This window comes from Alcanivorax sediminis, from assembly GCF_009601165.1.
In the GTDB taxonomy this organism is placed as follows: domain Bacteria; phylum Pseudomonadota; class Gammaproteobacteria; order Pseudomonadales; family Alcanivoracaceae; genus Alcanivorax; species Alcanivorax sediminis.
In genome coordinates this window covers 2,005,962-2,030,941 of sequence record NZ_WIRE01000001.1, presented here as the reverse complement: position 1 = coordinate 2,030,941, position 24,980 = coordinate 2,005,962, and the positions used below count along the sequence as shown (strand labels likewise).

The window sequence follows — 24,980 nt, the reverse complement described above, 5'->3', positions numbered from 1 at the left end:
ACACCCAGTTGCCCAAACGCAGTCACTCCCCGCGCTGGAGCCCTCCCCCGCCCTGCGCTAGCGTGCTACTTGTTACACCGATAACAACAAGCATGCGTACGGAGATAACCATGCATAAGCACCTGTCCCTTTTTCTTGCCATGAGCCTGCTTTGCTCGCTGGTAAGCGCTGCCAACCTGACCGATGCCCAGAAAGAAAAATTGCAGCAGCTGGTCCCCGGCACCACCTTGTCCGACAGCACCATGGAACAAATGGCGGACGTCTTTTACACCCGGGAAATGCCCGTACGCGATCGACTCAAGGCCATCAGCAAGCTGGTTGGGCTAGACCAGATGCCGAAAGGCGCAACCTTCAGCCGGACTATTTGCATCTGGGACATCGCCGGGCGAAACGGCCCGGTCTTCAACGCGGCCATGGAACAACGTGCGCTGGCCACGGAGTACGGTATCGATTTGAAAATGGAGCCCTACACCAGCGAGACCGTCATGGTGGAAGAGTTCAAGGCTGGCCGCTGTGACGCCGCCCTGATGAGCGGCTTGAGAGCGCGCCAGTTCAACCTCTATTCCGGCAGCGTGGATGCCATTGGCGCCGTCCCTGACCAGAAGCACATGCACACCTTGCTGCAAGTGATGGCCCACCCGAAGCAGGCAGGCTACATGGTGCAGGGCGATTATGTCGTAATGGGCGTTTATCCTGCTGGAGCCGCCCACATCTTCGTGAATGACCGCAGCATCAGCTCCCTGGCCAAAGCCGCAGGGCATCGTGTGGCGGTACTGGATTACGATGAGACCCAGGCTGAAATGGTCGCCTCCATCGGGGCCACACCGGTGAGCACTGACATCGTCTCCGCCCCCAACAAATTCAATAATGGCCAGATTGATATCCTTCCCGCCCCACTGATCGCCTATGAGCTCCTGGAACTCTACAAAGGCATGCAGCCGGACGGCGGCATTGTCGATTTCCCGCTGACACAGCTCACCATGCAGCTGATCGGTCGCCTGGACAAATTCCCCAATGAGGTCGCCCAGCTGATCCGAGAGGCCTCCTTTGAAGCCTATCCTCAGGTCATCGACAGACTAAATCTGGAAATTGATCGTGTCCCCCAGAAATGGATGATCCCCATTCCCGACAAGGACAAGCAGGAATATGAAGTCATGATGGGTGAAGCCCGCAAGGCGCTGCGCGAGCGAGGCTATTACAGTGCCGACATGCTGGGCCTGCAACGCAAGATTCGCTGCAAGTTCGACCCGGCAAGGGCCGAATGCAGCCAGTGAGGTGATTGACGGAAAGCCCGCTCGCTGCGCCAATCCCGGCGCAGCCGTACAATTGTCATACAAGACGTAAAACACCCGGCGTTTTTTCAATGATATAAGCGTTACACATGTTCACGAAGGACCTTTCATGGCTTCGCTTAGACCGTTAATGATCGCTCTTGTTCTGTCGTTGCTGAGTTCCGCAGGCTGGAGTCTCAGCCTGACAGAAGATCAACAGAAAAAACTCCAGGCTGCCCGCCAGGAAATGGGGCTTAAAGAGGGCGAACCCTTCAAGCGCCACATTTGCTTGTGGGATATCTCCGGCACCTCTGGCCCCGTATTCAATGGCGCCACCGACCTGCGCCTGGATTTGCTGCGCTACGATATCGACATATCGCTGGAAGCCTTCACCAATGAAGGCGTGATGGTGGCTTCACTCAAGAATGGCCACTGTGATGCGGCATTAATGAGTGGTTTCCGCGCCCGGCAGTTCAACCGCTTCACCGGCACCATCGATGCCATTGGCGGCCTGTCAAACCTGGATCACATGAAAACCCTGCTGCGCACGCTTGCCCATCCCAACCTGGACAAGTACATGGTAAGCAACAAGTACCAGACCCTTGCCGTGGCCCCGGCTGGCGCAGCCTATCTGTTCGTGGACGACAAGCGCATGAATTCGCTGGCGCAGGCTGCGGGAAAAAAAGTGGCGGTACTGGATTTCGACCCGGGTCAGTCGAAACTGGTCACGCATATTGGTGCAGCCGCGGTCTCCACCAATCTGGCCACCGCCCCAAACCTGTTCAACAATGGCACAGTGAATATTTTGCCCGCACCGCTGATCGCCTATGAGGTTCTGGAGCTGTACAAAGGAATGGAGCCCGACGGTGGCATTGTGAATTACCCGATAGTACAGCTGACCGCGCAGCTCATCGCCCACACGGACAAGTTCCCACCCGCGATCGCCTCACTTATCAGGGATGTGGCTGCAGATAGCTTCACCAGCATCCAGACCGCACTACAGAAAGAGGCAGACAAAATTCCGGAACACTGGTGGATTGAAGTCTCCTCCCAAAATCAAATGGAATACGACGACATGATGCGTGCCGCACGACTTAAGCTGCGCGAAACCGGCTACTATGATGGCACCATGCTGTCCATCATGAAGCGCATTCGTTGCAGTGAAGACCCGCAGCGACCGGAATGCAGCCAGGAATCCGAGTAAATCCGAACAGCAGGTTGGCCATGACGCCCTGCGTCATGGCAGCGGAGACAGAGACTCCCCCGCCCACGTGTTCACAATGAGATAACTAACAATAAAACAGCCAACATAAACGGAGTCACCGTGCGCATCTTGCAACTTCTTACTGCCACCGCCCTGCTGGCCACCTCACTTTTTGTTAACGCCCAGGACAGCCTGGACCTGACACCCGCGCAGCAAGCTGAACTGGAGCGCTTCGCTCCAGGGGTCAAACTAACGCCAGCTCTGGCAGATAAATTACGTGCCATCGCTTACGACCAGAGTCGCAGCCTCGATGAGCGCATCGACGCCATGCAGAAAGCGGCCGGCTTCACTGCCGCAGATCCCCTCAAGCGCCGAATCTGCATTTGGGATGTGGCTGGCAGAGTCGGCCCCATCTACAAGGCCGCGGAAGACCAGCGTACACGGCTGCTGCAATACGGCGTCGAACTGGATATCGAGGCCTACACGAATGAATCCGTTATTGCCGAAGACCTGAAAGCCGGCATCTGTGATGCGGCATTGATGACTGGCCTGCGTGGCCGACTGTTCAACCGTTACACTGGCACCATTGATTCTGTCGGCGGTCTGCCCACCGACGAACACATGCGCATCCTGCTGCAGGTTCTGGCCAACCCGAAATCCGCGGACAACATGGTCAGTGGCGAGTACGTTATTCTCGGGATCGCCCCCGCCGGCGGCGCTTATGTCTTTGTGAATGACAAAAGCATCAACACCCTCGCCAATGCCTCAGGCAAGCGCGTGGCAGTACTGGACTATGATCCCACCCAGGCAGAAATGGTGTCCCAGATCGGTGCAACACCAGTGGCATCGGATATTCTCTCCGCACCCAACAAATTCAACAATGGTGTCGTGGATGTGTTGCCAGCCCCACTGGTGGCCTATGAAGTGCTGGAACTGTACAAGGGTTTGCAACCGGATGGCGGCATCATCAATTACCCTCTGGCACAGATTTCCATGCAGCTGATCGGCAGAAAGGACAAGTTCCCCAATGAGGTGGCACAGCTGGTTCGCGAAGAGTTCTACAACAGCTATCACCTGATCAAGGAACGCCTGGACATCGAAGCCGCCAAGGTACCCCAGCACTGGTTCATCGAAATTCCGGACAAAGACAAGCAGGAATACGAAGTGCTGATGCAGGAGGCCAGGCTCACACTGCGGGCACAAGGCTACTACGACGCGGACATGCTCACCCTGCAACGCAAGATTCGCTGCAAGCTGGACCCGACTCGTGGGGAATGCGCGAATCCGGTGGAATGAGGAGCGAGCTTCAGGCTACCTGGTAAGCACAAAAAAACCGCGCCCGAAGGGTGCGGTTTTTTTGTAGCTTGTAGCTTGTAGCTTGTAGCTTGTAGCTATCAGTGCAGCAACCCGCCCGGCAGGTCGTCCACCCCACCGAACATATCCAGCCGGCTGTCACTGAACATATCCATCTCTGGCGCCAGCACCTGCACATAACGGTCAAAGTAGAGGAACTGCTTGAGCAGCAGCGCAAACTCGCGAGGAAAACGGATACCGTGGCCTTCGCCGATCTTTACCAGGTCCATCAACAGACGGTTCACTTCCTTGTCATTTCGGTCGGCCTGGATCAACGCAGAGGGATCCACCTGACCGAGAGCGCCTTGCAGCTTCTCGATATCCCGGGTCAATGCATCCACATCCACTTTTTCGCGAGTCATCCCGATCACTGCCATGGCCTCCGCCATCTGGCGGATATCGCCACGCCCGATGGCATCAAAAAACTTGGCCATACCATCCCAGGCCTCGCGACGGATACGACCGACAATACCAAAGTCAATAAACCCGACCCTTCCATCTTCCAACAGCATCAAATTGCCCGCATGCACATCAGCATGGAAAAAGTCGCAGAGCATGAGACTGGAAAACCAGGTATTCAACGCTGAAATCAGTGTCTGGGCGGGGTCGTCGGTATACTTACGCAGGACATTCATATCCGTCAGAGGCACACCAAAGAAGCGCTCCATGGTGAGCACCTTACCGGTGGTATGCGACATGACCGGCTCCGGCGCTACCGCACTGGTGTTACCGGTATCCTTCAGGAAAACATTAAAGGCCTTGAGGTTATTCGCTTCCTTGATGAAGTCGCACTCTTCCAGCATGCCAGCCTGCAACTCTTCAATCACTCCAGAGATGGCCGACTTTGACAACCCAGGGGCCAGTCGCTCGGTAATTCGGGCAGCAAGGTATAGAAAATTAAAGTCCGTGAGCAAAACATTACGCACGCCAGGACGCTGAACCTTAATCACTACATCCTGACCGTTTTTGAGCTTGGCGCAATGAACCTGAGCAATGGACGCACTGGCCAATGGCTTGGGGTCTACCGACTGGTACAGCTGTTCCAGAGTTTGCCCTAATTCCTGCTCAATCGTTTCCCGGATGTAATGAAAAGGTAGTGGTGGTGTGCGGTCCAGACAGCGCTGGAATTCTTCCACATACTCCTCGGGGAAAATCGAGGGTGAGCTGGCAATAAACTGACCGAGCTTGATGTAAGTAGTACCCAAAGATTCGAAGGTGGTACGCAACAAAGCCGGTATTGGCGGGCGATTGCCCAGAAGCCAGCCCAACCCCTGACGGCCAATCACACCCAGGGTCTCAGCAACTCGCAAACCTCCACGAGCCGTATTCAGCGCGAGAGAAAGGCCACTTCGTTCACCTTCCAGCCACGCTTTCATGTCCTTGGTGCCAGAGCTATTACTCATAATAAAGTCTTACTATCGGTGAGTTGGCGGGCTTTTAACATAGCGGTGACACATCATATAGCAAATTTATTGTTTGTAATTGCTTGCAGGCTTTTTTGTAATTGCCGCTTGTGCCAATTCCCGGACTTTCGTACCTTTGACCGCGCAATTTGAGAACAATAACAAGGAGCTACCGAATGCGTTCTCTTTCCATGAAAAACCTGATGGGACATGCCCGACTGGCCTTGATTGGGGGCGCGATCATCGCTCTGCAAGGTTGTGGCGTGATCTACAAGACCACTGGTGACGTTTTGATCAGCTTCGGCCGGTCCGAGATGCTGCCCTACATGATGACCTACACTGACGTTCGTATGGCCTGTGTGACGGGTGAAGCACAGACCCCTCTGCTGATGTCATTTGAGCGAGTAGGTTCTCACCCCGAGAAACTTGGCACCATGGTTTTCACCACTTCCGCCACCTGTGTTGAACAAATCGCTCTGGATGCTGAACTTCGCTACATGCGCGCCGTAAAAGATGGCCGCGTCAATGAAGCGCAGGATGCCCGCATTGAGCAGAAGCGCTGGTCTGCCGTAGCAGCTGAACGTCAGTACACCGCGTACAAGTACATGCTGGAAGCCTACAGCGAGAAGACCAAGGGAGAATGTCCCAAGCTGAAGACCGACTTCGATGAACTGGTCTGGATGGTTGGTAATATCTCTGGTGTTCAGTCCCTGGTTAACGATGGTAACTCCGACGGCGCCGTAGGCGTTCCGCGCGATATCGCCGCCAAGGTTGAACGCAACATGAAGTGCCTGGACAACGAGAAGTGGTGGGGCGTTCCCCGCGGCGTTCGCGCAGCGGTCTGGAACCTGCTGCCGATGCTGGCTCCGCCGAATTCTGACGCCTGGGCTGAACTGGAAGCGTCTGCCCAAACCGGCTTCAAGAGCGGCATCCGTCTGGGTAGCGCCCTGTATGCCATGAGCGCTTTCAGCAAGGGTGACGATCAGCGTCTGCGCAAGGCTATCCGCGAATACGCCGCCAACGACAAGAACCTGGATCCTGAATACGCCATGCTGGATGCTATCTCTGGCTTCATCATTCAGGGCATCTCAGACCGTGAGTGGACAGAAAATACCGGCAAGCGTACTCCTGTAGGTGGCATTGGTACCTTCTGGGATGATGCAGCCAAGTCCGGTCCAGCCGTCGACATTAACGATCTTTTGTAATCGCTATACCTTTTGCGGCCTTCGGGCCGCTTTTGAATCACTTTACTATTTCTTGAGTTTGAACCATTAGGAAGTAACCAGGAGACCAACCATGCGCTATCTCAAAGTATTGGGTGCAGCGGCAACAGCAGCTCTGGCATTGACTATCAGTCCCGCTCAGGCTGCAGAAAAGCGTACCTTGTGTGTGTTCGATATCATTGGCGCCAACGGCGACATCTACAACATCATGAAGGACTACAAGACCGCGGCCGTTGGTATGGGCGTGGATTTTGAACTCAAGCCCTATACTGATGAGAAGATCGCTTCCGAAGACCTGAAAGCCGGCCAGTGTGACGCGGCCGTACTGACGGGCATCCGCGGCCGCCAGTTCAATTCCTATACTGGCAGCCTGGATTCCATCGGCGCCATTCCGTCCTATGACGCCATGCGCACCGTGATTACTGTATTGGCCAGCGGCAACCCGTCAGTCAATCAGAACCTGGTGTCCGGCCCCTATGAGGTAGCTGGTGTTGCCCCGATGGGTGCCGCTTACCTGTTCGTTAAAGACAAGACCATTGACACCGTGGGTGAGCTGTCCGGCAAATCCATCGCGGTACTGGAGTACGACAGCGCCCAGGCCAACATGGCCTCACGCGTAGGCATGTCCCCGGTAATGTCTGACATCACCAACTTCTCCGGTCGTTTCAACAACGGTTCTGTCGATATCTGCTTCGCCCCGATCGCCGCCTACTCTGCTCTGGAACTTTACAAGGGCATGCAGCCGAGCGGCGGCATCGTGGACTACGTGCTGGGCCAGCTGACTGCCCAGGTCATTATCCGCCAGGACAAGTTCCCTGAAGGTTTTGCCCAGCAGTCTCGCAAGTACATGCTTGGCCAGTTTGATCGCGCCATGCGGGTCATCGAGAACGCCAACTCCGAAGTCGACAAAAAATGGTGGATTCGTATTCCCGAAGCCGACAAGCTGAAGTACGACGAAATGATGCGTGAAGCACGAATTGCTCTGACCAACGAAGGCGTATATAGCAAGGACATGATGACCCTGCTGCGCAAGGTTCGTTGCAAGGAAGAGCCATCCAGAGCGGAATGTGTCAACCCCATTGAGTAATCAGCGGGGGTAACGAACGGGGCCAGATTGGTCCCGTTTTCCCTTTAAATCTCAACAATGACCTTCTCTGCCAATGCGGTGGCAGGGCTGGGTGTTTACACTGCCATGACATGGGACTCTCCTTGGGGCCTGAAGTTTTTGCGGCTCCACCAACCCAAAGTATGGCGGTATAACAATAACCGGGTGCACAATGGATAAACCTTCTAGCATGACTGTAGCCAACCGCTCCGTCGGTGAATGGCTATCTTCACTCCCCACGCTAATTCTTCTGCTGCTGACGATTTTTCTGGCATCAGGCGAAGTGATTCACTCCCAACTCCTGAAGATCGGTGAAAATACCTGGGAAGGCTATTTCAAGCTGCGTACCGCTGGTCTTGTCGGGGAACCAACCTGTAACCCGGATCCTAACCTGGACGAGGAGCTGAAAAAGGCCCTCGCCCAGAAGCAAGCGCAAATGGCTGACGATCCTCTGGCAGGCATCTTCGGTACCGATGTCGACGAGGGCGCTCTGCGCCAGTCCCTTGAATCTTCACGGGAGAACTGTCGTAACAAATGGGCTGACTACAAGATGGTTCAGGAGCAAGTCACCCCTGGGGTCATCGCTTTCCGCAACGTCGAAGGTGGCGTTGCAAAGGTGGTCACTACCCTTGGTAACTACAAGCGCCTGTTGCTGTGTCTGCTGGTTATTATCTGTGCGGCCACCGCCACACTGACTCGTCACCACATTGCCCTGCGCCCTGCACGCACCCGCAAGGACCATATGGTCGCCACTCTCGGTCAGCTCAGCGCTAACGTGATGCTGCTGCTTTCCGCCTGGATTTACCGTGGTGAGGAAGTCTCTGCTGTCGCGGATGGTGTACAGGTCAGCCATTTCTACCTGCACCAGTTCTGGATCGGCGGTTTCCTGATCCTGTCACTGGCAGCTCTGTACCAGCTGATTCGCCCGCCCAAGGACCTTGAGGAAGGTGGCACCTGGGGCAAGGCCATGTTGACCATTCCTCTGTACAGCTTCATGTGTCTTACCGCTGGCGCTCAATTCGTGAGCCAGGGTTACTACCACGGTATCAGCGTATACCTGGGCATGATGATGGAACTGTCCACCCTGTTCCTTAGCCTGGCCCTGTACATCTGGATCGGTATGCTGCTGCGTCAAACCAAGATGGCACACCTGGTATTTGACGTCCTGCGTCCATGGAAGATGTCTCCGGAACTGATGTGTTTCGTCGTGCTTGCCGTGGCTGCGGTACCCACCGCCTACACAGGCGCCTCCGGTATCTTCGTTATTGCGGCTGGTGCCACTATCTACAACGAGCTGATCCGCGCAGGCGCCCGCAAGCAGCTGGCCCTGGCGGCTACCGCCATGTCCGGCTCCATGGGTGTGGTACTGCGTCCGTGTCTGCTGGTCGTGATCATTGCTGCACTGAATAACAGCGTGACCACCGATGAACTGTTCACTTCCGGTCTCAAAATCTTCGGTCTGTCACTGGTCCTGTTCTTCATCTACAGCCAGTTTGCGCGCACCGCTCCGGCTCGGATTGCACCGTTCTCTGAAGCCGTTCCCGCCAGCCTCAAGCGCCTGATCCCGCTGCTGCCCTACGTCATCATCATGGGCACCGTGGTAGTGGTGTTCCGTGATCTGCTCAGCACCGAACTGAACGAGATCTATGCACCCATCATCCTTCCGGTGATGCTGCTGGCGATCCTGTCCTACGAGAAGCTGAGCAACAAGTGCCTGCACGTGTTCACATTGGTGCTGGTGCCCCTGCTGGTGTATTCCTTCTACAACATGGCGGGTATGCAGGAGGCCCTGAGCACCGGAAATATCCCCACAGGCACCTCTGCTGAAGACCTGCAAAGCCTGTTCTGGAGCCTGTTCTGGCGTAACGTCATTCTCGGCGGCTGTCTGGTTGTCCACTATCTGGTCAAGACCCCGGATATGGATCCGCACTACCAGCCAGAGCCAGGCGTGGGTGAAAAACTCGAAAATTCGCTGCGTTTCGCCACCAATGAGACCACCGGTCACATCGGTGCCCTGCTGATGCTGATGGCATTGTCCGTTAGCGTAGGTGGCATCATCGAACGCTCAGGCATGATGGAAATGCTCCCGGAGACCTTCCCGAACGTTTGGGTGGCCATGACCCTGCTGGTGGTTACCATGGTGATCATCGGGATGATCATGGACCCCTATGGTGCGGTGATTCTGGTGAATGCCACCATTGCCCAGATCGCGTTCGACAACGGCATTGCGCCCCTGCACTTCTGGATGATCACCCTGGTGGCCTTCGAACTGGGTTATCTGTCACCACCGGTGGCCCTCAACCACTTGTTAACAAGGCAAGTGGTGGGCGACGAGGAAGTGGAATCCGCCAAGGTACATGGCGGCAGCTTCTACCGTCGCTACGAGAAGTATCTGCTGCCTATCGCCGTGATGCTGACCGCACTGCTGATGGTGTCTTACCTGCCGCTGCTGTCGGATAACCTTCACGACTACCTGTTCCAGAAAATCGCACACGGCTAATATCGCCGAGCGTTGAGAAAGGGGCCTGTTGGCCCCTTTTTTATGTCCGCCTGTGACAGGGACAAGCCACACTCACACGGGCCTCACGCCCCATCGCTCCTACTCTTCCTCCAACACCGGACACATGGCAGGCAGGAATGGCGCTACGACTTCACATAACGTCAATTCGAACGTCTTCTCACCGGTTTCTAAATCCTGTTGAATAGCGGATACTGTAGCCACAGGCTATTGAAGGGAGATCGCTGATGGCGAAACCGGAACCATCACAATTACCAAGGGAAACAGAGCCCTTGCCCAAGACGGCCAAACCGGCGCTGCTATTTCTGCTGTTTCTGGCAGGGGTAGTGAGCTTCATCGCTCTGGCTTCTTATCTGGTCGACCGGGCAATCTACGGATAGGGACCCCTATGGCAACGGCAATGGAAAACCGACGCTATCCCCGCATACACCGTGAAGAAAACCTTTCGCTGACGCTGCTGCCTGCGCGCTCCTCGTCAGTCAGCCTTGAAGACCGGCTTTACCTCACGACCCATGATGTGTCCCTGGCCGGTATCAGCGTAGAACTGCCCACTCCCATCCGTCCCAATACGGATGTGGAACTGTGGGTAGCACTACTGGAAGAGCACGGCACCTACCATCTCTATGGCACGGTTGCCTGGTGCGCAGCCCCGGATGGCCACCTCCTGGCCGGCATAGCCCTGGACCTGGAACGCGCCGACGGCAGGCTGTGGGCTGCCCATTTCGACAACGGCGGCATGTTCAGTGCCTGAACCGCTGTTTCAGCGCGGCTCTACCTATCAACAACATCGCCCCAGCTACCCCGACTCCCTGTTTCTCTGGCTTGCCCAGCAATGCCCTGAGCGGGCCAGAGCGCTTGATCTGGGGTGCGGGACCGGGCAAGCGTGCAGAGGCCTTGAGCCCTGGTTCAAGCAAGTTATTGGCGCCGACCTCAGCCTGCCACAACTGTTGGCTGCGCCAACCTCGCAGACACACTATCTGGCCAGCTCGGCTTCTTCGCTACCGCTGGCCGACGACAGCCTGAACCTGATCACCGTAGCCCAGGCATTCCACTGGTTTGATCAACCCCGCTTTTTTGCCGAAGCCCAACGCTGTCTTCGTTCGGGCGGGCTACTCGCGCTTGTCAGTTATGGTTTATGCGAAGTAGACGGTCTCAGGCCACTGATTCGGGATTACCACAATGGTGCCCTTGGCCCCTGGTGGCCAAAGGAGAGGGCCACACTGTTAGCCAACTATCCGGATGCCACCCTCCCCTGGGCCCGGGTGCTCCATCCTGGCGACTTTCTGGAATGCCAATGGCGCGTGGCTGACATGCTCGGCTATCTGGATACCTGGTCCGCGCTGGTCAGGGCCCGCAAGGCCGGGGAGGATCCACTCGCAACGCTCAGGCCCGTCCTGACTGAAGCGTGGGGGCCAGCGCCCCGAACCGTTCGCTGGCCCCTGAGGGTCAAAGCCTGGCGAAGGCCATAAGCATGGGATGGAAATGAGCTCGCAGGGCGTCACGAAGCGAGGAAGTTAGCTCCTCGCCACAACCACCTCTGCAGGCAGGGTCCGGGCAGTAGCCTTCGATATCAGGACGAGTGAGGAAAGTGCTCAGACAACAGCCCGGCCAGGCGATCCAGCCGACTGCGGCGCTTGCCCATGCCAAAGATATTCAATAACCGGGTGGCCCAGGTAAAAGCCGTCGCCAGGGTGTCACCACCGCGGCGCGGGATCACATGCAGGTGCACATGTGGCACATGCTGGTTGGCCTCCTTGCCATCGTTGATCACGAGGTTGTGAGCCTTCACCGGTAGTCCGGCACGCTTCTGGGCCTTGATGGTGCGACGGGCCAGGTCCATCAGGTGGCTGGACATATCGGCACTTAGCTCTTCCACCAGCGGCGCATGCACCTTCGGAATCACCAGGCAATGCCCTTCCCTTATGGGAAACAGATCCAGAATCACCATGGCTCTGTCATCTTCATACACCACGCTGGCCGGTAGCTCACCGGCCTGAATCTGGCAGAAAATGCATTTCTTCATTCTGGCTGTGCCGTGGCAGTAGCCAAGCGAGCCTGCTTGCGGCGTTGACGCCATACCTCCAGGGCCGCCACGACCAGCGCGACCCCCAGCATGGCGACCAGCGGCCCGCCTGCACGCCACAGGCTGATGTCCTCCTGGGCCAGACCATCAAACAGGCTGACCACCCAGGCCGGCGCCCACTCGTCATGTTCAGGGGACACCGACCAGGGCGTAATCAACAGTGCGGTCAACACTATGCGCAGCGGCACCTTTGCCCACACCGCCAGCGAACGGGTCAACCACCACCAGACAAACAGGACACCGACGGTACCGACAAGATAGGCAAACCAGCCCCACAGATATGCTTTGGTCGTCACAACAACTCCTGACTACTGAAGGCAGAGATCACTCTACCCAATGAATAATGTGTTCTTCCCAGTCTTCCTCGGGAATCAGCTGTTCGGATACTACCCGACCAGCCACACTCACGCCTGCCTCCTTTACCGATCGGCGGTCGCCGCTTAATAGCGGATGCCAGCTCGGCAACGACTGCCCGCGAGCGCGCAGACGGTAAGCACAGGTTGAGGGGAGCCAGTCGGTATCGCGGGCCACCGACTCAGTCACCCGAATGCAGTCTGGCACTTTTCGGAAGCGCTGCTCATACACCCGGCACTGGCATTTGTTGGCATCCAGATAGCGGCAAGCCAGATTGGTAAAGGCCAGCTCGCCACTGTCCTCATCCTGCAGTTTAACCAGACAGCAGCCACCGCAGCCATCACAGAGAGCTTCCCACTCGGCACCGGTGAGTTGCTCAAGCGGCAACTCCCAGAACCGCTCGCGCAGGGCCTTAGTCGCCATCCGGATTCCGCGGGCGATCCGGATGCCCCGCAGCCAGATACAGGTCTTCATCCGGGGGGGGCGGCATCTGCAAGTAGAACCCCTGATCACGGATCGCGTCCATGACCTGATGCACATCCGCACGTGCCAGTGGCCTCTCCGGGGAGAGGATCATGTCATTCACATGCACCGCCGGACCAAACTGGGCCAACAGCACTTCAGGCAAATCCTTGAGCCCTTTCTGACGATCAACAAACAGGTACATACCTGCTTTTTTACGCGTCTTGTAAATCGAGCAAAACAGCTTGCCCTTCAACATCAAAGTAACTCCAGCAACGGCTTGGTGATCACATCTTCACGCCAGCCGGTCAGTGGCTCGGGCACCCGCTCAGGGTGGCGAATCAGGGATTCCAGCCAACGGCGTCGCATCAGCACATCCGGCTTCAGTCCCTCCTCGTCAGCGATCTGGCCAACCTTGCCGCGCAGGGTCTTGGCCAGCTTCTTCTCACGGGCATCCGGCGGTCCGGGCAGTGGCGGCGGCGGTGCCACACTGTGCCCCTCTTCGATCAGGGCCATCAGCGCATCGCCATCCCGGCGGATACTTTTCGGATGCAAACCCACATCAGCCAGCATACCGCGGTCAGCGCGACGCGCCCGTGCCAGATCCAGCAGCTGGGCATCCTTGATCACAAAACTCTTCGGCAGGTTGCGTTCACGGGCCATGCGGTTTCGCCAGGGCGCCAGCACCGAGAGTACCGCCCGAGCCTCATCCGGCAGTAATCCAGCGCCTTTCACTCCACGCCAGGCCTCTTCAGGCTGCTCTTCCCGGCTGGCCTGGCCAAGCAGACGCTCACATTCTTCCCGCCACCAATCCAGGCGTCCAAGCCCTGCCAGCCGCTCACGAAGCAGGCGGGTCACTTCAGGCAGATACTTCACATCATCCTCGGCATAGTGCAACTGCTCCTGGCTGAGCGGCCGCTTCAGCCAGTTGGTGCGAGTGGCCCCCTTCGGAAGCTCCACTCCCAGCAGCATCTGGACGATTTTTTGATAGCCCAGCTGCATGTCCTCGCCGCTCAGTGCGGCCGCGATCTGGGTATCCTCAATGGCCGCAGGATAGGCCCTTGTGAAACTGGCAATGGCCTCCAGGTCCTCGGAGCAGGCATGCATGACCAGAGTATGGTTCATGAACAATGGCGCCAGCACCTGAGGCGTGATTCTGGTGGTATCGATCAGCCGAATGTCTTGACCATCATGGACCTGAACCAGCGCTAGCTCAGGCCAGTAGGTGCGTTCGCGCATGAATTCCGTGTCCAGGTACACCGGGCAGCCGGGGGTAAGTCCTGCCAGCCAGCTACCGACTGCGTCATTTTTTTCACACCAGATATAAGCCATGGAACCGCCTGAAACCAGATTGGCCACGATTATACGGGCTCGGGCGCCCATATTTCAGCAATGAGGAGAAGGAATCACCGATCCGGCCACCATCGGGGGTGAAATATGGTGGCAAACGCTCAATTTCCGGTCGGTTTTCTGCTACGCTTTGCGCCGCACTGAAACCCGTACAGGAAACACCGCATGAGCACGAAACTGGTACTGGTCCGCCATGGCCAGAGCGTTTGGAACAAGGAAAACCGCTTCACCGGCTGGAAAGACGTGGATCTGACCGACCAGGGCCGCGAGGAAGCCCGCAAGGCTGGCGTACTGCTGAAAGAGGCCGGCTTCGAATTCGACGTGGCCTACACCTCCGTGCTCAAGCGCGCCATCCGCACCCTGTGGACCATACTCGACAATATGGACCAGATGTGGATTCCGGTGATCCGCGACTACCGTCTCAACGAGCGCCACTACGGTGCCCTGCAGGGTCTGAACAAAGCCGAGACCGCCGAGAAGTACGGCGACGAACAGGTACTGATCTGGCGTCGCAGCTACGATACCCCGCCCCCGAAGATGGACCGTGACGACGAGCGTTACGCTGGCAACTTCCGCGTGTACAAGGGCCTCACGGAACAGGAAATTCCACTGTCCGAGAGCCTCAAGGATACCGTAGAGCGCTTCGTGCCCTACTTCGAAAGCGACATCAAGCCACAGATCGCGGCGGGCAAACAGGTTCTGATCTGTGCCCATGGCAACAGCCTGCGTGCGCTGGTGAAGTATCTTGGCGATATCTCTGACGAAGAGATCCTCAAGCTCAACATCCCTACCGGCATTCCGATGGTGTACGAGCTGGACGACAACCTGAAGCCCATCAAGAACTACTATCTTGGTGATGCAGAGGAAGCCGCCAAGGCCGCCGAAGCGGTGGCCAACCAGGGTAAGGCGTGAGAATGCTGAACGCCTGAGGCCAGATGCCTGACGCTAAAAGCCCGCCCCGGTTTCCCGAGGCGGGCTTTTTTGTGGACGCTGCAATGAGAGGAAGAACACCAGCAGCCCCCTTTTTACTTGCTGCTCCATTGCGCAGCGCTTTTTGCAGGCGCATTGCTTGCAAGGCGATCGGGCATCGGTGGGGAAACGCCAAGGCCCTGCTCAACGGCCCAGTTTAATCCCGGAAAAAGTGGGCAACGGGCATGCAGCTCCACTCTGGCCTCGTGGCCACGGATGTGAGTACGCACGAACTGCCAGCGCCCCGCCGTGACCTGATGGGTAGTCCGGCAGATGTCCAGATCCAGCACCATGCCATGCTGGTAGCGCCCCAGTTTCAGACCAGTGGTGGCATCACCAAGGGAGTAGGCAACCAGCTTGTTTCTTCCCTGGCTGTCTTCGTAAGTGGTCACTGGCCCCGGCAGGTGACTGTGATGGCCAACGATGGCGTCAAAGGATTCAATCAGTGACTTTGCCCGCTGGATCCAGTCAGGACGTGGGTAGCACTCCATCTCATAACCCCAGTGAGGATAGAGCAGATTGAAACCGTCCGGGCGCAGGTGTCGCTCTGCATGCTCCAGAAACGACAGGTAACCATGAGGCTGGTTGGTCCACTCTGTGGCCCCCACCAGGTTGAGCCAGCCATCAATCAACACCGACGGCTGCTCGCGGCTGCCAAACACCTGGAAGCCCTTTTCCCGTAGCACCTTGTTGGTGAACTCAAACTGCCAGTAATCAAAATCCGCCGCATGATTATTGGCTACCGACAGAAAAATGCGCTCTGGAGGCAACAAGCTGCTCAGGATATCCAGCACGCTTTCCGAATGTTGTTGCTGAAGGCAGGCCCATGGACCGGAACCCAGGCTGCCCTCGAAATTCGCCACCAGATAATCTGCAGCACCGATTCGTTGCCGCAGCGCATCGTCCACGCTCAAGGAGCGGGACAACATGGGCATCAAGTCCCCCAGAAAAATAACCCGGACAGGGTGATGGCTTTCGCCACCAAGATGGAACTCTCCCGGGAGGAACGGCGTCAGCGATTGATGTTTGCGTGCTGGCGGCGCCAGGTTGTGCCAGACCACACGGAGGAAATCGGCCAGACCATAGGGCACGGGAAAACGTTTCAGTCCCCATTCGCGCCGCCAGTGCGGATCGCTTCTGTAGGCCTCGCGAGTTGCCGACTGATGCTCTTTCAGCAACGCCAGGGGAAACAGCAGATAGTAGAAAAAACTAACGGCCGAAGCGCTGGCCACGGTCTTGAACACTTCAGGGGTGCCAATCAACCAGTGCACCAGGGTCATCAGGGCAAGGCTGAACCCGCCTATCCCGGCCGAGGCAGCAAGAAACTTGAACAGCGGACGACGAGGAATCCGAAACGCCACCTGCATCATGGTGGCAGAGGTCAAGGTCATGGCAAAACACAGGCCCATCTGGCCTGCCACGGCTACAGCGATGCTAAAGGGCGGATGCCCCCAGTTGGCCACCAGTGCGATAACACCAATGATCAATGAACCTGCCAACGCCATCAGCAAGGCACGTATCCACTCTCGCCGGCCCGCCAGGGGTTGTTCGGCTGGCCCATCACTGGCTTCATCCTGGAATGCCAGCGGTTTCTGTTTATCAACGGATGCGTTCACAGCCCCTCCGGTTCACGATTGAGGTAATCCTGGTGACCTGCTTCCCAGGCAGAACGCAGTACGGCATCTTGATAGGGGTTACTCGCAATCCAGCCACCGCTAAGGCGACCGCGCTCATAGGCCTCCTCCACCGTATCCATCTCGGACACCTCTGGGGCACGCCACCGGGAAAGCCAGCGTGACAGGGTTTGCCGAACATCATCACTGACCACGATCAAACACGGCACCAGCAACAGACTCACCAGGGTGGCGAACATCACCCCGAATGCCAGCGACACGGCCATGGGAATCAGAAAGCGGGCCTGCACACTGGTCTCAAACATCAGCGGGGCAACGCCAGCAAAGGTGGTAATTGAGGTCAGCATGACCGGCCGCAGGCGACCACTGACGCCCTCGATGACGGCCTGACGTAATGCCACGCCTCTGGCGCGAGCATTGTTGACGGCATCAATCAACACCAGGTTGTCATTCACCACCACTCCACTGACCGCAATCACCCCGACCAGCGACCACAGGGTAAGGCTGTAACCGAAAACAAAATGCCCCATGAAAGCACCCACCATGCCAAAGGGAATGGCCGCCATCACCAACAAGGGCTGGCCATAACCTCCAAACAGTATGGTGAGCAGGAAGAAGATGGCAGCCATGGCGATCAGGTAGCTGATCGACAGATAGTCGAGAAACTCCTGAATGGCTGCTGGCTTGCCGGCTACAGTCCAGCCGGACTCCGTGTCCGCATCAGTCATGGGGTCAAGCAGCTGCTGGCGTAATACAGCCATGACTTGTCCCGGGGTGGTCACATGATCGTCCACAAAGGCGCTGACCGTGGCGCTGCGGCGACCGTCATAATGGCTGATCATCGCGGGTACCTGCCGTCGCTCAAGATCGGCCACCGCTGCCAGCACCGTCATATCACCATTCGGTAACTGCAAGGGCAAACGCTCCAGATCCGTCAGTTGTTGGCTATCCTTTCCGGCCAGGCGAAGCATTACAGGCACCTCCTGATCCTGCTCGAACCAGCGATCCAGCTCGATGCCATGGAAAGCATTGCGGACTTGCCTGCCGACCTGGTCAGCACGCAGTCCCACCAGCTCACCCTGTTCACGCAGCTCAATATCCACCAGAGTGCGTTTGGCGTAGAGGTTGTTGGCCACCTCGTGAACACCTTCCATGCGCGACAGGGCCAGTGCCGCCTGGTCACTCAGGCTCTGCAGCACCTCCAGGTCAGGATGGAAGATATTCACATGAATATCCGGTTTCACCTGCATCAGGCTGGCATGAAATTTCACCGATAAAGCATCGGCAATCGGGCCGTGCAGCTCGCGCCAACGGGCCGCCAGTTCACGGGGCGGCATGGCCGCAGTATCACCCTGTATGCCCAGGGTGACGCGAATCCTGAATCGAGCTGACGGATCACGGGCATTGGATATTTTCTGGCGAACGCCCTGCTCGGCAAACACGCCTTCCACGGTCACCGCTGCGCCCTCTTCCTGCAGCGCATCAGACAGCAGCCGGGCGGAGCGCTCCAGAGATTGCAGCTCCCGGTATAAACGCGCTTCACCGGTGCCCTGGGGAAACATCACTTCGGCCATGACCCGGTTCCCCTCCACTCTGGAGAACAGCACCATGGTCAGCCAGCCACTGCTGACCAGCGCGCTGCAGAACACGAACATGCCGACAAACACCACCACCATCACGTAGCGCCAATGCAAGGCGGTCCGCAGCAAGGGGCGCGCCTTGTATTCCAGCCAACGCTCCAGACCATCGTTGATCCGGTTGGACAGCCGCTCTGATTTTAGCCAGATACCTTTGGCCGGACGGGTATGGCTAAGATGCGCAGGCAGGATCCACAGGGATTCCAGCAGTGACAGCACCAGAATGGTGATCGACACGATGGGGATCACCCTCATGAAAGCCCCTTCCGGGCCAGGCAGGAACAACAGCGGCGCGAAGGCAAACAGGGTCGTCAGCACAGCGAAGAGAATGGGTTTGGCAACCACCTGGGCGCCCTGAATTGCCGCCTGCGAACCACGCATACCCAGACGACGTTGCTGGTCCACACTCTCGCCAACAATGACCGCATCGTCCACCACGATACCCAGTACCAGAATGAAGGCGAACAGGGAGATGGTATTGAATGACTCACCCAGCAGCGGCAAAATCGCGCAGGCACCGAGCATACAAACTGGAATGCCCAGGGCCACCCAACCCGCCAAACGCAGGGTCAGAAAAATGGCCAGCATGATCGTCAGCAGGAACAGTCCCTGCAGGGCATTGCGCCACAACAGATTGGAACGATCCTGAAACTGGCGGGCATCGTCCGTCCATATTTGCACATTGACGCCGCGGGGCAATTCCACTTCGTGTATCCAGCGTTTCACCGCATTGGCCACGTCGAGTACGTTCTGTTCGCCGACGCGATAAACATCCAGTGCGACCGCAGGTTGTCCGTTTAGCCAGGCAGCGAGATTGTCACGGGAAAAGCCATCTTCCACCCTCGCCACCTGGCCAAGCCTCAGCAGGTCACCCTGCTCGGATTGACGAATCACCAGCTGTTCATAACCCTCCACATCGCCCGGCTTTTGACCGGTTTGCAGCATCCAGTCACCCCGGTCACTCCGCAGTACCCCCCCGGCTGTGCGTTGCACACTCTGGCTGGCCGCCGCGGCGATGTCGTCCAGGGTCAGCTGATAACGATAGAGATCATTACGCTGCACCTCGATGGACATTTCCCGCTCGGGCAGGTTTTCAATATCGACGCTGGATACCACCTCGTCGTTCAATAGCTCGCGACGGGACTTCTGCGCCAGTTCGTAGATGTCGTGTCGTGACAAAGTGCCGCTGAGAATCAGCCGCACCACCCGGTTGCGAATAATCAGTTCCTGTACTCGCGGGCGCCCCGAGCCTTGAGGCAAATTATCCAGGGCCTCCAGACGTGATCGCACCAGCTCCAGCACCGTGCGGGTATCATGGCCTTCCAGCACATCCAGCTGCACGGAGCACAGCCCCTCGCGGGACTCACTGATCAGGTCGGTGGTGCCCTCCAGATCATCAATGGCGGTTTCCACCGGGCTGCACAGTAACGCCTCCACATTTTCTGGCGTTGCCTGGGGCCAGGCCACATAAATCCCGATGCGATCCAGCGGCACATTGGGCAGGGTTTCCTGGCGAGTCATGGGAATGGCGACAATCCCGGCCAACAGCAGCGTAAGCATCAGCAGGTTGGCGACCGCGCTGTTGTTGGCGAACCAGGCGATGGAACGGTTCATGGCTGCAATCCGTTCACGTTCGCCAGTCCCGGCGCCGTTGGATTGGGGTTGATGCGCATACCCTCGAGCAATTGCAGGTCGCCGGCCAGTACCGCACGGGTGGCACTGGTGACGCCATCATTCACATACAGGTGATCTCGATCATGGTGGAGCACCGCTACCTGCTGGCGGCGTAGCCGCTTGTCTTCGTCCAGCACCCAGATGCTGTCAGTGCCGGCCTGTGCAGAGCGCGGCAGCACCGCCACGGCGGGGGTGGGTGCTCCTCGCAGTTCGGCCTGAACCAGCACACCCGGCTCTAACGGTAAATCCTGTTCGTGGTTCGCCACCTGCACAATCAGGTGCATCATCTGGTTGCGGTTCAGACCACCCTCCCGACGCACCACCTTGCCCTGCCACTCACCATCATGCCCGGCGAAGCGTCCACGCAGAATGGCGGTTACCGGCTCCATAGTCGTGTCATCACCGGGCACGATACCGAGCAACGCCAACCAGTCATCACGTACGGGCAAGCGCACTTCTACCAGATCTTCCTGATAAAGCTGCCCTAACACGACCCCGGCCTGCAGGTGTTGGCCAGGCATGACCTTGACACCCTTGAGCCGCCCACTAATCGACGCCACCAGCTCGGTCTGTTCCAGCTGACGTTGCGCCTGTCGCAACCCGGCCTGAGCAGCCGCAAGACGACTGCGCGCTTCATCCAGTTGTGGCTCAAAGCGTCCCAATGCCGATGAGCGACTGGAGCCGCCCGCAACCCTGGCGCGGGCACGGGTTTCTGCCAGGTGCAGATGTGCCGCCTGCACGGCGTTCTGTTGTGCGGTAACTTCCAGCTCGAATGGCTCCGGGTCCAGCCGCAGCAAAATATCTCCAGCGGTAACTCTGCCGCCATCGGCGAAGGTCGGTAACACTTCCTCGACACGACCAGACACCTCAAGGCTCAGGGGTAATTCATGCCGGGCCGACACCTGCCCCTGGGTGTACACCGGGATAATCTGGTCCTGCCAGGTCACCTTCCAGGTATCCAGAGCAAGAATGCTGTCGTGCACTTTCTGCTCCGGCTGTGCAGGGGGCACCAGATAAAGTGCCGCTACCGCCACACTCATGGCCAGTGCCGCAATAAATGCAACCACGGTGCGCAAGGTCGGCATTCTCATATCCACTCCAGCAGGCCTTTGATCCAGTGTTGAAGACAGCGTTGTGCAACAGCGGCATCAGCGCCCAGAGAGGGATGCAGTCGCAGCGCCAGATTAAGACGGCCGTTGACGACCATGGCACCATTAGCCACCGGATGATTGGGGCTACCCGGTCCACAGCAGCAGAACGCCGTGTCTGCCGCCATTCCGGCTGAGCGAAAGTCCATTTGCCATTCACCCAGGCTGGAAAAGGAACCGCAGTGCGCTTTGCCGTTCAGCATTCTGGCGCACAGCCAGTCCACGCCCCGCTGGCCAATAAAGCGCCCGATGCGCGCCAGATGCCAGAAGCGCCAGTGCACGTTCGCCTTGAGGTTGGCGCGAATTGCCTGATCAATATCGCCAGGCTGATCCTGGGGGCAGACTGTCAGATAAAACGCGCTGGAGAGGTTCATCTCCTGAGAGGGAATAACAACGGCATTACGCATATTGACGGGAAAGCACCAGCTCCCTGGCTGTGGCCTGACCATCAGCGTTGCGCAGACTGCACGGTGCAACGCAAGCAACAGCAAGCTGTTCAGAGACACCTTTTGGTTTTCCGCATAGCGGTAAAGTGCCGCGGTCTGTTCTTCGTTCAACCACTGCATCAATGGCTTAACAGAGGGTTCCCCTGCTGTCTCGAAATGACACCATTGAGGCGCTTGCGCCTGTTTCCCAACCGGGTCCGATTGCCAGCGTCTCCAGAAAGGGGGCGGCGTGCGTTGCTTGCCACCGGGTACCGCCGGCGGCGTCATGCCGACGCGCCGGGCAGAGACAAGAATCCCTCCCACTCCATCACAGTCACGGTGGCGCAAAATCACGCTGGTGCGTTGACCCGTAGCCCGGTCCACAAACATGAAATCGATGCGATCATCCACACCCAGTTTTGCCCGGGCTTGATACCACATGCCAATGTAATCGGTTGCACTGCTAGTCACAGCCGGGCGACCTCCACATACCAGGGCCGTCGCATGTCCAGGGTGTCACGGGGATCGCCATCGTAACTGACCAGGAAATGCTCACTGAGCAGCAGGCGTCGGCGATACCGCTCCGCCACTTTGGCAAGAGGGTCCTGCTGGAAGAAACCACAAATCAGGGCATCGTAGCGGCCATGGAAAAAGGCCACCGCATAATCCAGCAACAGGCGCAGCAATTCCGGGTCATCGTTACTCACGATCATGCTGTGCAGAGAAAGATAGGAAAGCACCCCACCCGGAGGGGGCAGACGCATCCCGCCACGCAGCACACTATGGGTGTTGTAGAGATGGCGCATCATACCCATCCCCCGGGCATAGCCCAGCACACGGGTCTGCTTGATGGGCTTCTGATCCCAGAACCCCAGCACACCTTTCAGTTCACCCCGTACCCGCAGAACCAGGAAACTTGAGGCATTCAGGCCGTAGCAGTACTCGTCGCCATGCACACGATTCACATCCCAATAGGGAAAGAACTGTTTGTTCTGGCCCTGGGATTTCAGCAACGCCGCAATCTCTGGCAAATCTGCCGAGCCACTTTGCCGAATGGAGATATCCTCGGGCAAACGTGGCAATCGCTGACGGGTGTAGAGCATGCTCGTTTCAATAGTACCCGCAGGATAGTAGACAGGCAGTCCTGCTCGCCCGCTGGCCACCGTGCCCAATGAAGCCTGGTTGTCACGAAGCACGGTGGTTTGCATCCATTCCCCTTCCGCCAGCTGCTTGCGTAAATGGCGAAACAGGCGATGCAAAATCATGCCGTTGCGAAACTCAGGGGCAATGCGCAAGTCATGGGCATAACGTATCGGCCGTACTTCGCCGTTCACCCACACATGGCGCCAACCGACGTTGTACACCGCACCAACCTTGCCTGGCGTATCACGGTTTTCCGCGACCCAGACATCCGGCTGCTCGCAGGCCACCTTGGCGCCACGAAAATAGTCCGGGCTACGTTCAAAATTCAAGGTCACGGCACCTTGCTGCGGAGTCCCCTGCAGCAGGGCAAGAATGGCGGCATTGTCATCTTCCCTGGCAGGGCGAATCTGGTAGCTCACGGTACCGTCTCCTGCCCTCCAGCCACGCGGGGTAACCACGACGGAAAGTCACCGGGCCAGTACTGCAGGGATTCAATCTTGATGTTGCCTTCGATCATGCCGCGTTGTTGGCACTGATGCAGATAGCGTTCGCGCATGGCCGGGTGAACCACGCAACGTAACGGAGCCAACTGTCCCAGGTTTCTCGCCAGCTGATAGTGGAAGTGCTGCTGCAAACAGGAATCCAGCTGCCCGGCCAGTGTGTCGGCGTCCTCGTCAGAGCCGCCCTCCAGCAGCAGCACATAGCCGGGCGTGCCCATCCCGGCATCATCCATGGCTACGGTGCAAACCGGCGTCAGCGTTTCGGGGAGCAGCACTCTGGACAGCGCATGTTCCATGACAGGCGCAGTCATCTTTTCACCCACCATATCAGTGGTTCCAGCCCGTCCCAGGAAGGTCAACACAGGAACACCACCATTGAAGCCATCCACCCTGACCAGATCCTTGAGCTGATAGCGCAGCAAACCACTGCCGGTGCTCAGCAGTGGCATGACAACCTGTCCTTTCTCAAGCTCCCAGGGAGCGTAAATACAACCGTCCTGGGGGTCCTGGAATTCGTAGACATGGCTTTGGTAAGCAAGGGTGTGTTGTCCCTGATACGGAATGGTCACCACGCCTTCCGTCGCCCAGAGTCCCTTGCCTTGAAATGCAGCGTGAGGCAGCAACGCATGTAGCTGTTTGGCCCAGGGTGCGGATGCGGCCGTATCCCAGGCACTGACCAGCGCCAGCGAGGGCCACAAGGCCCGGAAAAATTCAGAATCCAGAGTCCCGTTCCACTCCCTCAGCAGCTGCGCGGAACCACGTGAAACCGGACACGGCAAAGACTCGACACCCAACATGCGCCCACCCCATCGCCCGGTTTCCAGCACTTCAGCCAGCTCTTCACGGCATTGCGAGAGGGTCTTGAGCATGCCGAGCCCGAACGTCGGGCTCCACACTGACATCATGGAAAGCGATGGGTCAGCGGCCAGATAGGCCAGGGTGGCAAACATGGATTCATCAGAACTGCGCGCCAGCGATACTTCCTGCGGAACCGCCTGAGTAGCCCCCGCCACCAGGCGCTTGCCAAATGACATCAACTGCAAGTCATCATTGATGTCTTCGCGCATGCTGTCGCGCAGCGCAGTGGGCACCCAGGACATGGACCAGTAATGTCGACCACGCATCAACCTGGGGTGCTGGCGATAGAGATCTACCACCCAGGGACTGATGGCATTATCAAGCTCACCCAGAAATTGACGGGTATAGGGCACCCACTTGATGGCTGAAGTAGAACCACTGGTGGGCTGGAAGCGCACCATGGGTGAGTCGATCAGACTCTCCTTGTCGTGCAAGCGGTTGTTTTCGATGGCGTCGCGCCAGTGGTCATAGTCCGTGACCGGCTGTACAGCGGCATACTGCTCCCAGCTCATTCCAGCTTCCAGCCCCGCCGCTTTCGCCTGTGGCTGGCGAGCCACACGCTTCAAAAGTTGGGCCAGCTTTTGGCGTTGCACCTTTTCAAGCGCATGCCGGGAAGCAGCAAAACGGGACGCACCCGGCCGGGTGGCCAATTTGAGCAATCGGTGT

General features: G+C 57.8%; 22 protein-coding genes. 10 read left to right on the top strand and 12 right to left on the bottom strand.

The genetic code is table 11. The features are described from left to right. The first annotated feature begins 110 nt into the window (after positions 1 to 110). The 3 genes from GFN93_RS09305 to GFN93_RS09295 all read left to right on the top strand — a co-directional run bounded on the left by GFN93_RS09305 (position 111) and on the right by GFN93_RS09295 (position 3,771). Complete coding sequence (locus GFN93_RS09305) at positions 111 to 1,274, top strand: putative solute-binding protein (protein WP_235901777.1); 1,164 nt, start codon at positions 111 to 113, stop codon at positions 1,272 to 1,274. A gap of 127 nt (positions 1,275 to 1,401) precedes the next feature. Then, positions 1,402 to 2,475 (top strand): putative solute-binding protein, encoded by a 1,074-nt coding sequence (locus GFN93_RS09300; protein WP_153500782.1) that lies wholly within the window; start codon positions 1,402 to 1,404, stop codon positions 2,473 to 2,475. Between the two features lie 129 nt (positions 2,476 to 2,604). After that, the gene (locus GFN93_RS09295; protein ID WP_235902017.1) at positions 2,605 to 3,771 is read left to right on the top strand and encodes a putative solute-binding protein; all 1,167 of its coding nucleotides are present in this window, start codon (positions 2,605 to 2,607) and stop codon (positions 3,769 to 3,771) included. 98 nt (positions 3,772 to 3,869) lie between these two features. Here the strand turns inward: GFN93_RS09295 and GFN93_RS09290 are convergent, their stop codons facing one another. Further along, the gene (locus tag GFN93_RS09290) at positions 3,870 to 5,231 is read right to left on the bottom strand and encodes an ABC1 kinase family protein (RefSeq protein WP_194285780.1); all 1,362 of its coding nucleotides are present in this window, start codon (positions 5,229 to 5,231) and stop codon (positions 3,870 to 3,872) included. A 176-nt stretch (positions 5,232 to 5,407) separates the two neighbouring features. On the opposite strand from GFN93_RS09290, the gene GFN93_RS09285 reads away from it, so the two are divergent. The 6 genes from GFN93_RS09285 (at position 5,408) to GFN93_RS09260 (ending at position 11,546) form a co-directional block, all read left to right on the top strand. Further along, positions 5,408 to 6,436 (top strand): hypothetical protein, encoded by a 1,029-nt coding sequence (locus GFN93_RS09285; protein ID WP_153500781.1) that lies wholly within the window; start codon positions 5,408 to 5,410, stop codon positions 6,434 to 6,436. A gap of 91 nt (positions 6,437 to 6,527) precedes the next feature. Continuing rightward, a complete protein-coding gene (locus tag GFN93_RS09280) occupies positions 6,528 to 7,541 on the top strand; it encodes a putative solute-binding protein (RefSeq protein WP_153500779.1) in 1,014 nt (337 codons plus the stop codon). A 190-nt stretch (positions 7,542 to 7,731) separates the two neighbouring features. Continuing rightward, a complete protein-coding gene (locus GFN93_RS09275; RefSeq protein ID WP_153500778.1) occupies positions 7,732 to 10,059 on the top strand; it encodes a TRAP transporter large permease subunit in 2,328 nt (775 codons plus the stop codon). A 245-nt stretch (positions 10,060 to 10,304) separates the two neighbouring features. Next, positions 10,305 to 10,457, top strand: a complete 153-nt coding sequence (locus tag GFN93_RS09270; protein WP_153500776.1) for a hypothetical protein — start codon at positions 10,305 to 10,307, stop codon at positions 10,455 to 10,457. An 8-nt stretch (positions 10,458 to 10,465) separates the two neighbouring features. Continuing rightward, positions 10,466 to 10,828, top strand: a complete 363-nt coding sequence (locus GFN93_RS09265) for a PilZ domain-containing protein (protein WP_153500774.1) — start codon at positions 10,466 to 10,468, stop codon at positions 10,826 to 10,828. Continuing rightward, positions 10,821 to 11,546 carry a class I SAM-dependent methyltransferase gene (locus tag GFN93_RS09260; RefSeq protein WP_328594463.1) on the top strand — a complete coding sequence of 242 codons (726 nt, stop codon included), beginning with the start codon at positions 10,821 to 10,823 and terminating at the stop codon, positions 11,544 to 11,546. Before GFN93_RS09265 ends, GFN93_RS09260 begins: the two co-directional genes overlap by 8 nt. Before the next feature lie 101 nt (positions 11,547 to 11,647). On the opposite strand, the gene GFN93_RS09255 is transcribed toward GFN93_RS09260, so the two are convergent. Genes GFN93_RS09255 through rnd form a run of 5 tightly spaced genes read right to left on the bottom strand, consistent with a single transcriptional unit; the run spans position 11,648 to position 14,308 of the window. Next, positions 11,648 to 12,100: an HIT family protein gene (locus GFN93_RS09255; RefSeq protein ID WP_153500770.1), complete on the bottom strand. Its 453-nt coding sequence runs from the start codon at positions 12,098 to 12,100 to the stop codon at positions 11,648 to 11,650. Next, positions 12,097 to 12,456 carry a hypothetical protein gene (locus tag GFN93_RS09250; RefSeq protein ID WP_328594460.1) on the bottom strand — a complete coding sequence of 120 codons (360 nt, stop codon included), beginning with the start codon at positions 12,454 to 12,456 and terminating at the stop codon, positions 12,097 to 12,099. Before GFN93_RS09250 ends, GFN93_RS09255 begins: the two co-directional genes overlap by 4 nt. A gap of 28 nt (positions 12,457 to 12,484) precedes the next feature. Next, complete coding sequence (locus GFN93_RS09245) at positions 12,485 to 12,937, bottom strand: YcgN family cysteine cluster protein (RefSeq protein WP_153500768.1); 453 nt, start codon at positions 12,935 to 12,937, stop codon at positions 12,485 to 12,487. Further along, positions 12,927 to 13,235, bottom strand: a complete 309-nt coding sequence (locus GFN93_RS09240; RefSeq protein WP_153500766.1) for a YcgL domain-containing protein — start codon at positions 13,233 to 13,235, stop codon at positions 12,927 to 12,929. The genes GFN93_RS09245 and GFN93_RS09240 overlap by 11 nt, the downstream gene beginning before the upstream one ends. Continuing rightward, complete coding sequence (gene rnd, locus GFN93_RS09235; protein WP_153500764.1) at positions 13,235 to 14,308, bottom strand: ribonuclease D; 1,074 nt, start codon at positions 14,306 to 14,308, stop codon at positions 13,235 to 13,237. Before rnd ends, GFN93_RS09240 begins: the two co-directional genes overlap by 1 nt. 183 nt (positions 14,309 to 14,491) lie before the next feature. On the opposite strand from rnd, the gene gpmA reads away from it, so the two are divergent. Next, positions 14,492 to 15,238: a 2,3-diphosphoglycerate-dependent phosphoglycerate mutase gene (gpmA, locus tag GFN93_RS09230; RefSeq protein ID WP_153500762.1), complete on the top strand. Its 747-nt coding sequence runs from the start codon at positions 14,492 to 14,494 to the stop codon at positions 15,236 to 15,238. A 113-nt stretch (positions 15,239 to 15,351) separates the two neighbouring features. Here the strand turns inward: gpmA and GFN93_RS17570 are convergent, their stop codons facing one another. Genes GFN93_RS17570 through GFN93_RS09200 form a run of 6 tightly spaced genes read right to left on the bottom strand, consistent with a single transcriptional unit; the run spans position 15,352 to position 24,973 of the window. After that, on the bottom strand, positions 15,352 to 16,911 hold the full coding sequence (locus tag GFN93_RS17570) for a CapA family protein (protein ID WP_153500760.1): 1,560 nt from the start codon (positions 16,909 to 16,911) through the stop codon (positions 15,352 to 15,354). After that, complete coding sequence (locus tag GFN93_RS09220; protein WP_153500758.1) at positions 16,908 to 20,180, bottom strand: efflux RND transporter permease subunit; 3,273 nt, start codon at positions 20,178 to 20,180, stop codon at positions 16,908 to 16,910. The genes GFN93_RS17570 and GFN93_RS09220 overlap by 4 nt, the downstream gene beginning before the upstream one ends. Then, the gene (locus GFN93_RS09215; RefSeq protein WP_153500756.1) at positions 20,177 to 21,331 is read right to left on the bottom strand and encodes an efflux RND transporter periplasmic adaptor subunit; all 1,155 of its coding nucleotides are present in this window, start codon (positions 21,329 to 21,331) and stop codon (positions 20,177 to 20,179) included. The genes GFN93_RS09220 and GFN93_RS09215 overlap by 4 nt, the downstream gene beginning before the upstream one ends. Then, positions 21,328 to 22,284 carry a hypothetical protein gene (locus GFN93_RS09210; protein WP_153500754.1) on the bottom strand — a complete coding sequence of 319 codons (957 nt, stop codon included), beginning with the start codon at positions 22,282 to 22,284 and terminating at the stop codon, positions 21,328 to 21,330. The genes GFN93_RS09215 and GFN93_RS09210 overlap by 4 nt, the downstream gene beginning before the upstream one ends. Beyond that, complete coding sequence (locus GFN93_RS09205; protein ID WP_328594456.1) at positions 22,281 to 23,375, bottom strand: GNAT family N-acetyltransferase; 1,095 nt, start codon at positions 23,373 to 23,375, stop codon at positions 22,281 to 22,283. The genes GFN93_RS09210 and GFN93_RS09205 overlap by 4 nt, the downstream gene beginning before the upstream one ends. Then, positions 23,372 to 24,973 carry a GH3 family domain-containing protein gene (locus GFN93_RS09200; protein WP_235901775.1) on the bottom strand — a complete coding sequence of 534 codons (1,602 nt, stop codon included), beginning with the start codon at positions 24,971 to 24,973 and terminating at the stop codon, positions 23,372 to 23,374. The genes GFN93_RS09205 and GFN93_RS09200 overlap by 4 nt, the downstream gene beginning before the upstream one ends. Positions 24,974 to 24,980 lie beyond the last annotated feature (7 nt).

Bases quoted from the DNA above. Each gene is read 5' to 3' on its own strand.
- GFN93_RS09245 (WP_153500768.1), bottom strand. From the start codon at position 12,937: ATGGCGACTAAGGCCCTGCGCGAGCGGTTCTGGGAGTTGCCGCTTGAG.
- GFN93_RS09270 (WP_153500776.1), top strand. From the start codon at position 10,305: ATGGCGAAACCGGAACCATCACAATTACCAAGGGAAACAGAGCCCTTG.
- GFN93_RS09215 (WP_153500756.1), bottom strand. From the start codon at position 21,331: ATGAGAATGCCGACCTTGCGCACCGTGGTTGCATTTATTGCGGCACTG.
- GFN93_RS09305 (WP_235901777.1), top strand. From the start codon at position 111: ATGCATAAGCACCTGTCCCTTTTTCTTGCCATGAGCCTGCTTTGCTCG.
- GFN93_RS09240 (WP_153500766.1), bottom strand. From the start codon at position 13,235: ATGTTGAAGGGCAAGCTGTTTTGCTCGATTTACAAGACGCGTAAAAAA.
- gpmA (WP_153500762.1), top strand. From the start codon at position 14,492: ATGAGCACGAAACTGGTACTGGTCCGCCATGGCCAGAGCGTTTGGAAC.
- GFN93_RS09290 (WP_194285780.1), bottom strand. From the start codon at position 5,231: ATGAGTAATAGCTCTGGCACCAAGGACATGAAAGCGTGGCTGGAAGGT.
- GFN93_RS09300 (WP_153500782.1), top strand. From the start codon at position 1,402: ATGGCTTCGCTTAGACCGTTAATGATCGCTCTTGTTCTGTCGTTGCTG.
- GFN93_RS09275 (WP_153500778.1), top strand. From the start codon at position 7,732: ATGGATAAACCTTCTAGCATGACTGTAGCCAACCGCTCCGTCGGTGAA.
- GFN93_RS09220 (WP_153500758.1), bottom strand. From the start codon at position 20,180: ATGAACCGTTCCATCGCCTGGTTCGCCAACAACAGCGCGGTCGCCAAC.
- rnd (WP_153500764.1), bottom strand. From the start codon at position 14,308: ATGGCTTATATCTGGTGTGAAAAAAATGACGCAGTCGGTAGCTGGCTG.
- GFN93_RS09285 (WP_153500781.1), top strand. From the start codon at position 5,408: ATGCGTTCTCTTTCCATGAAAAACCTGATGGGACATGCCCGACTGGCC.
- GFN93_RS09265 (WP_153500774.1), top strand. From the start codon at position 10,466: ATGGCAACGGCAATGGAAAACCGACGCTATCCCCGCATACACCGTGAA.
- GFN93_RS09255 (WP_153500770.1), bottom strand. From the start codon at position 12,100: ATGAAGAAATGCATTTTCTGCCAGATTCAGGCCGGTGAGCTACCGGCC.
- GFN93_RS09280 (WP_153500779.1), top strand. From the start codon at position 6,528: ATGCGCTATCTCAAAGTATTGGGTGCAGCGGCAACAGCAGCTCTGGCA.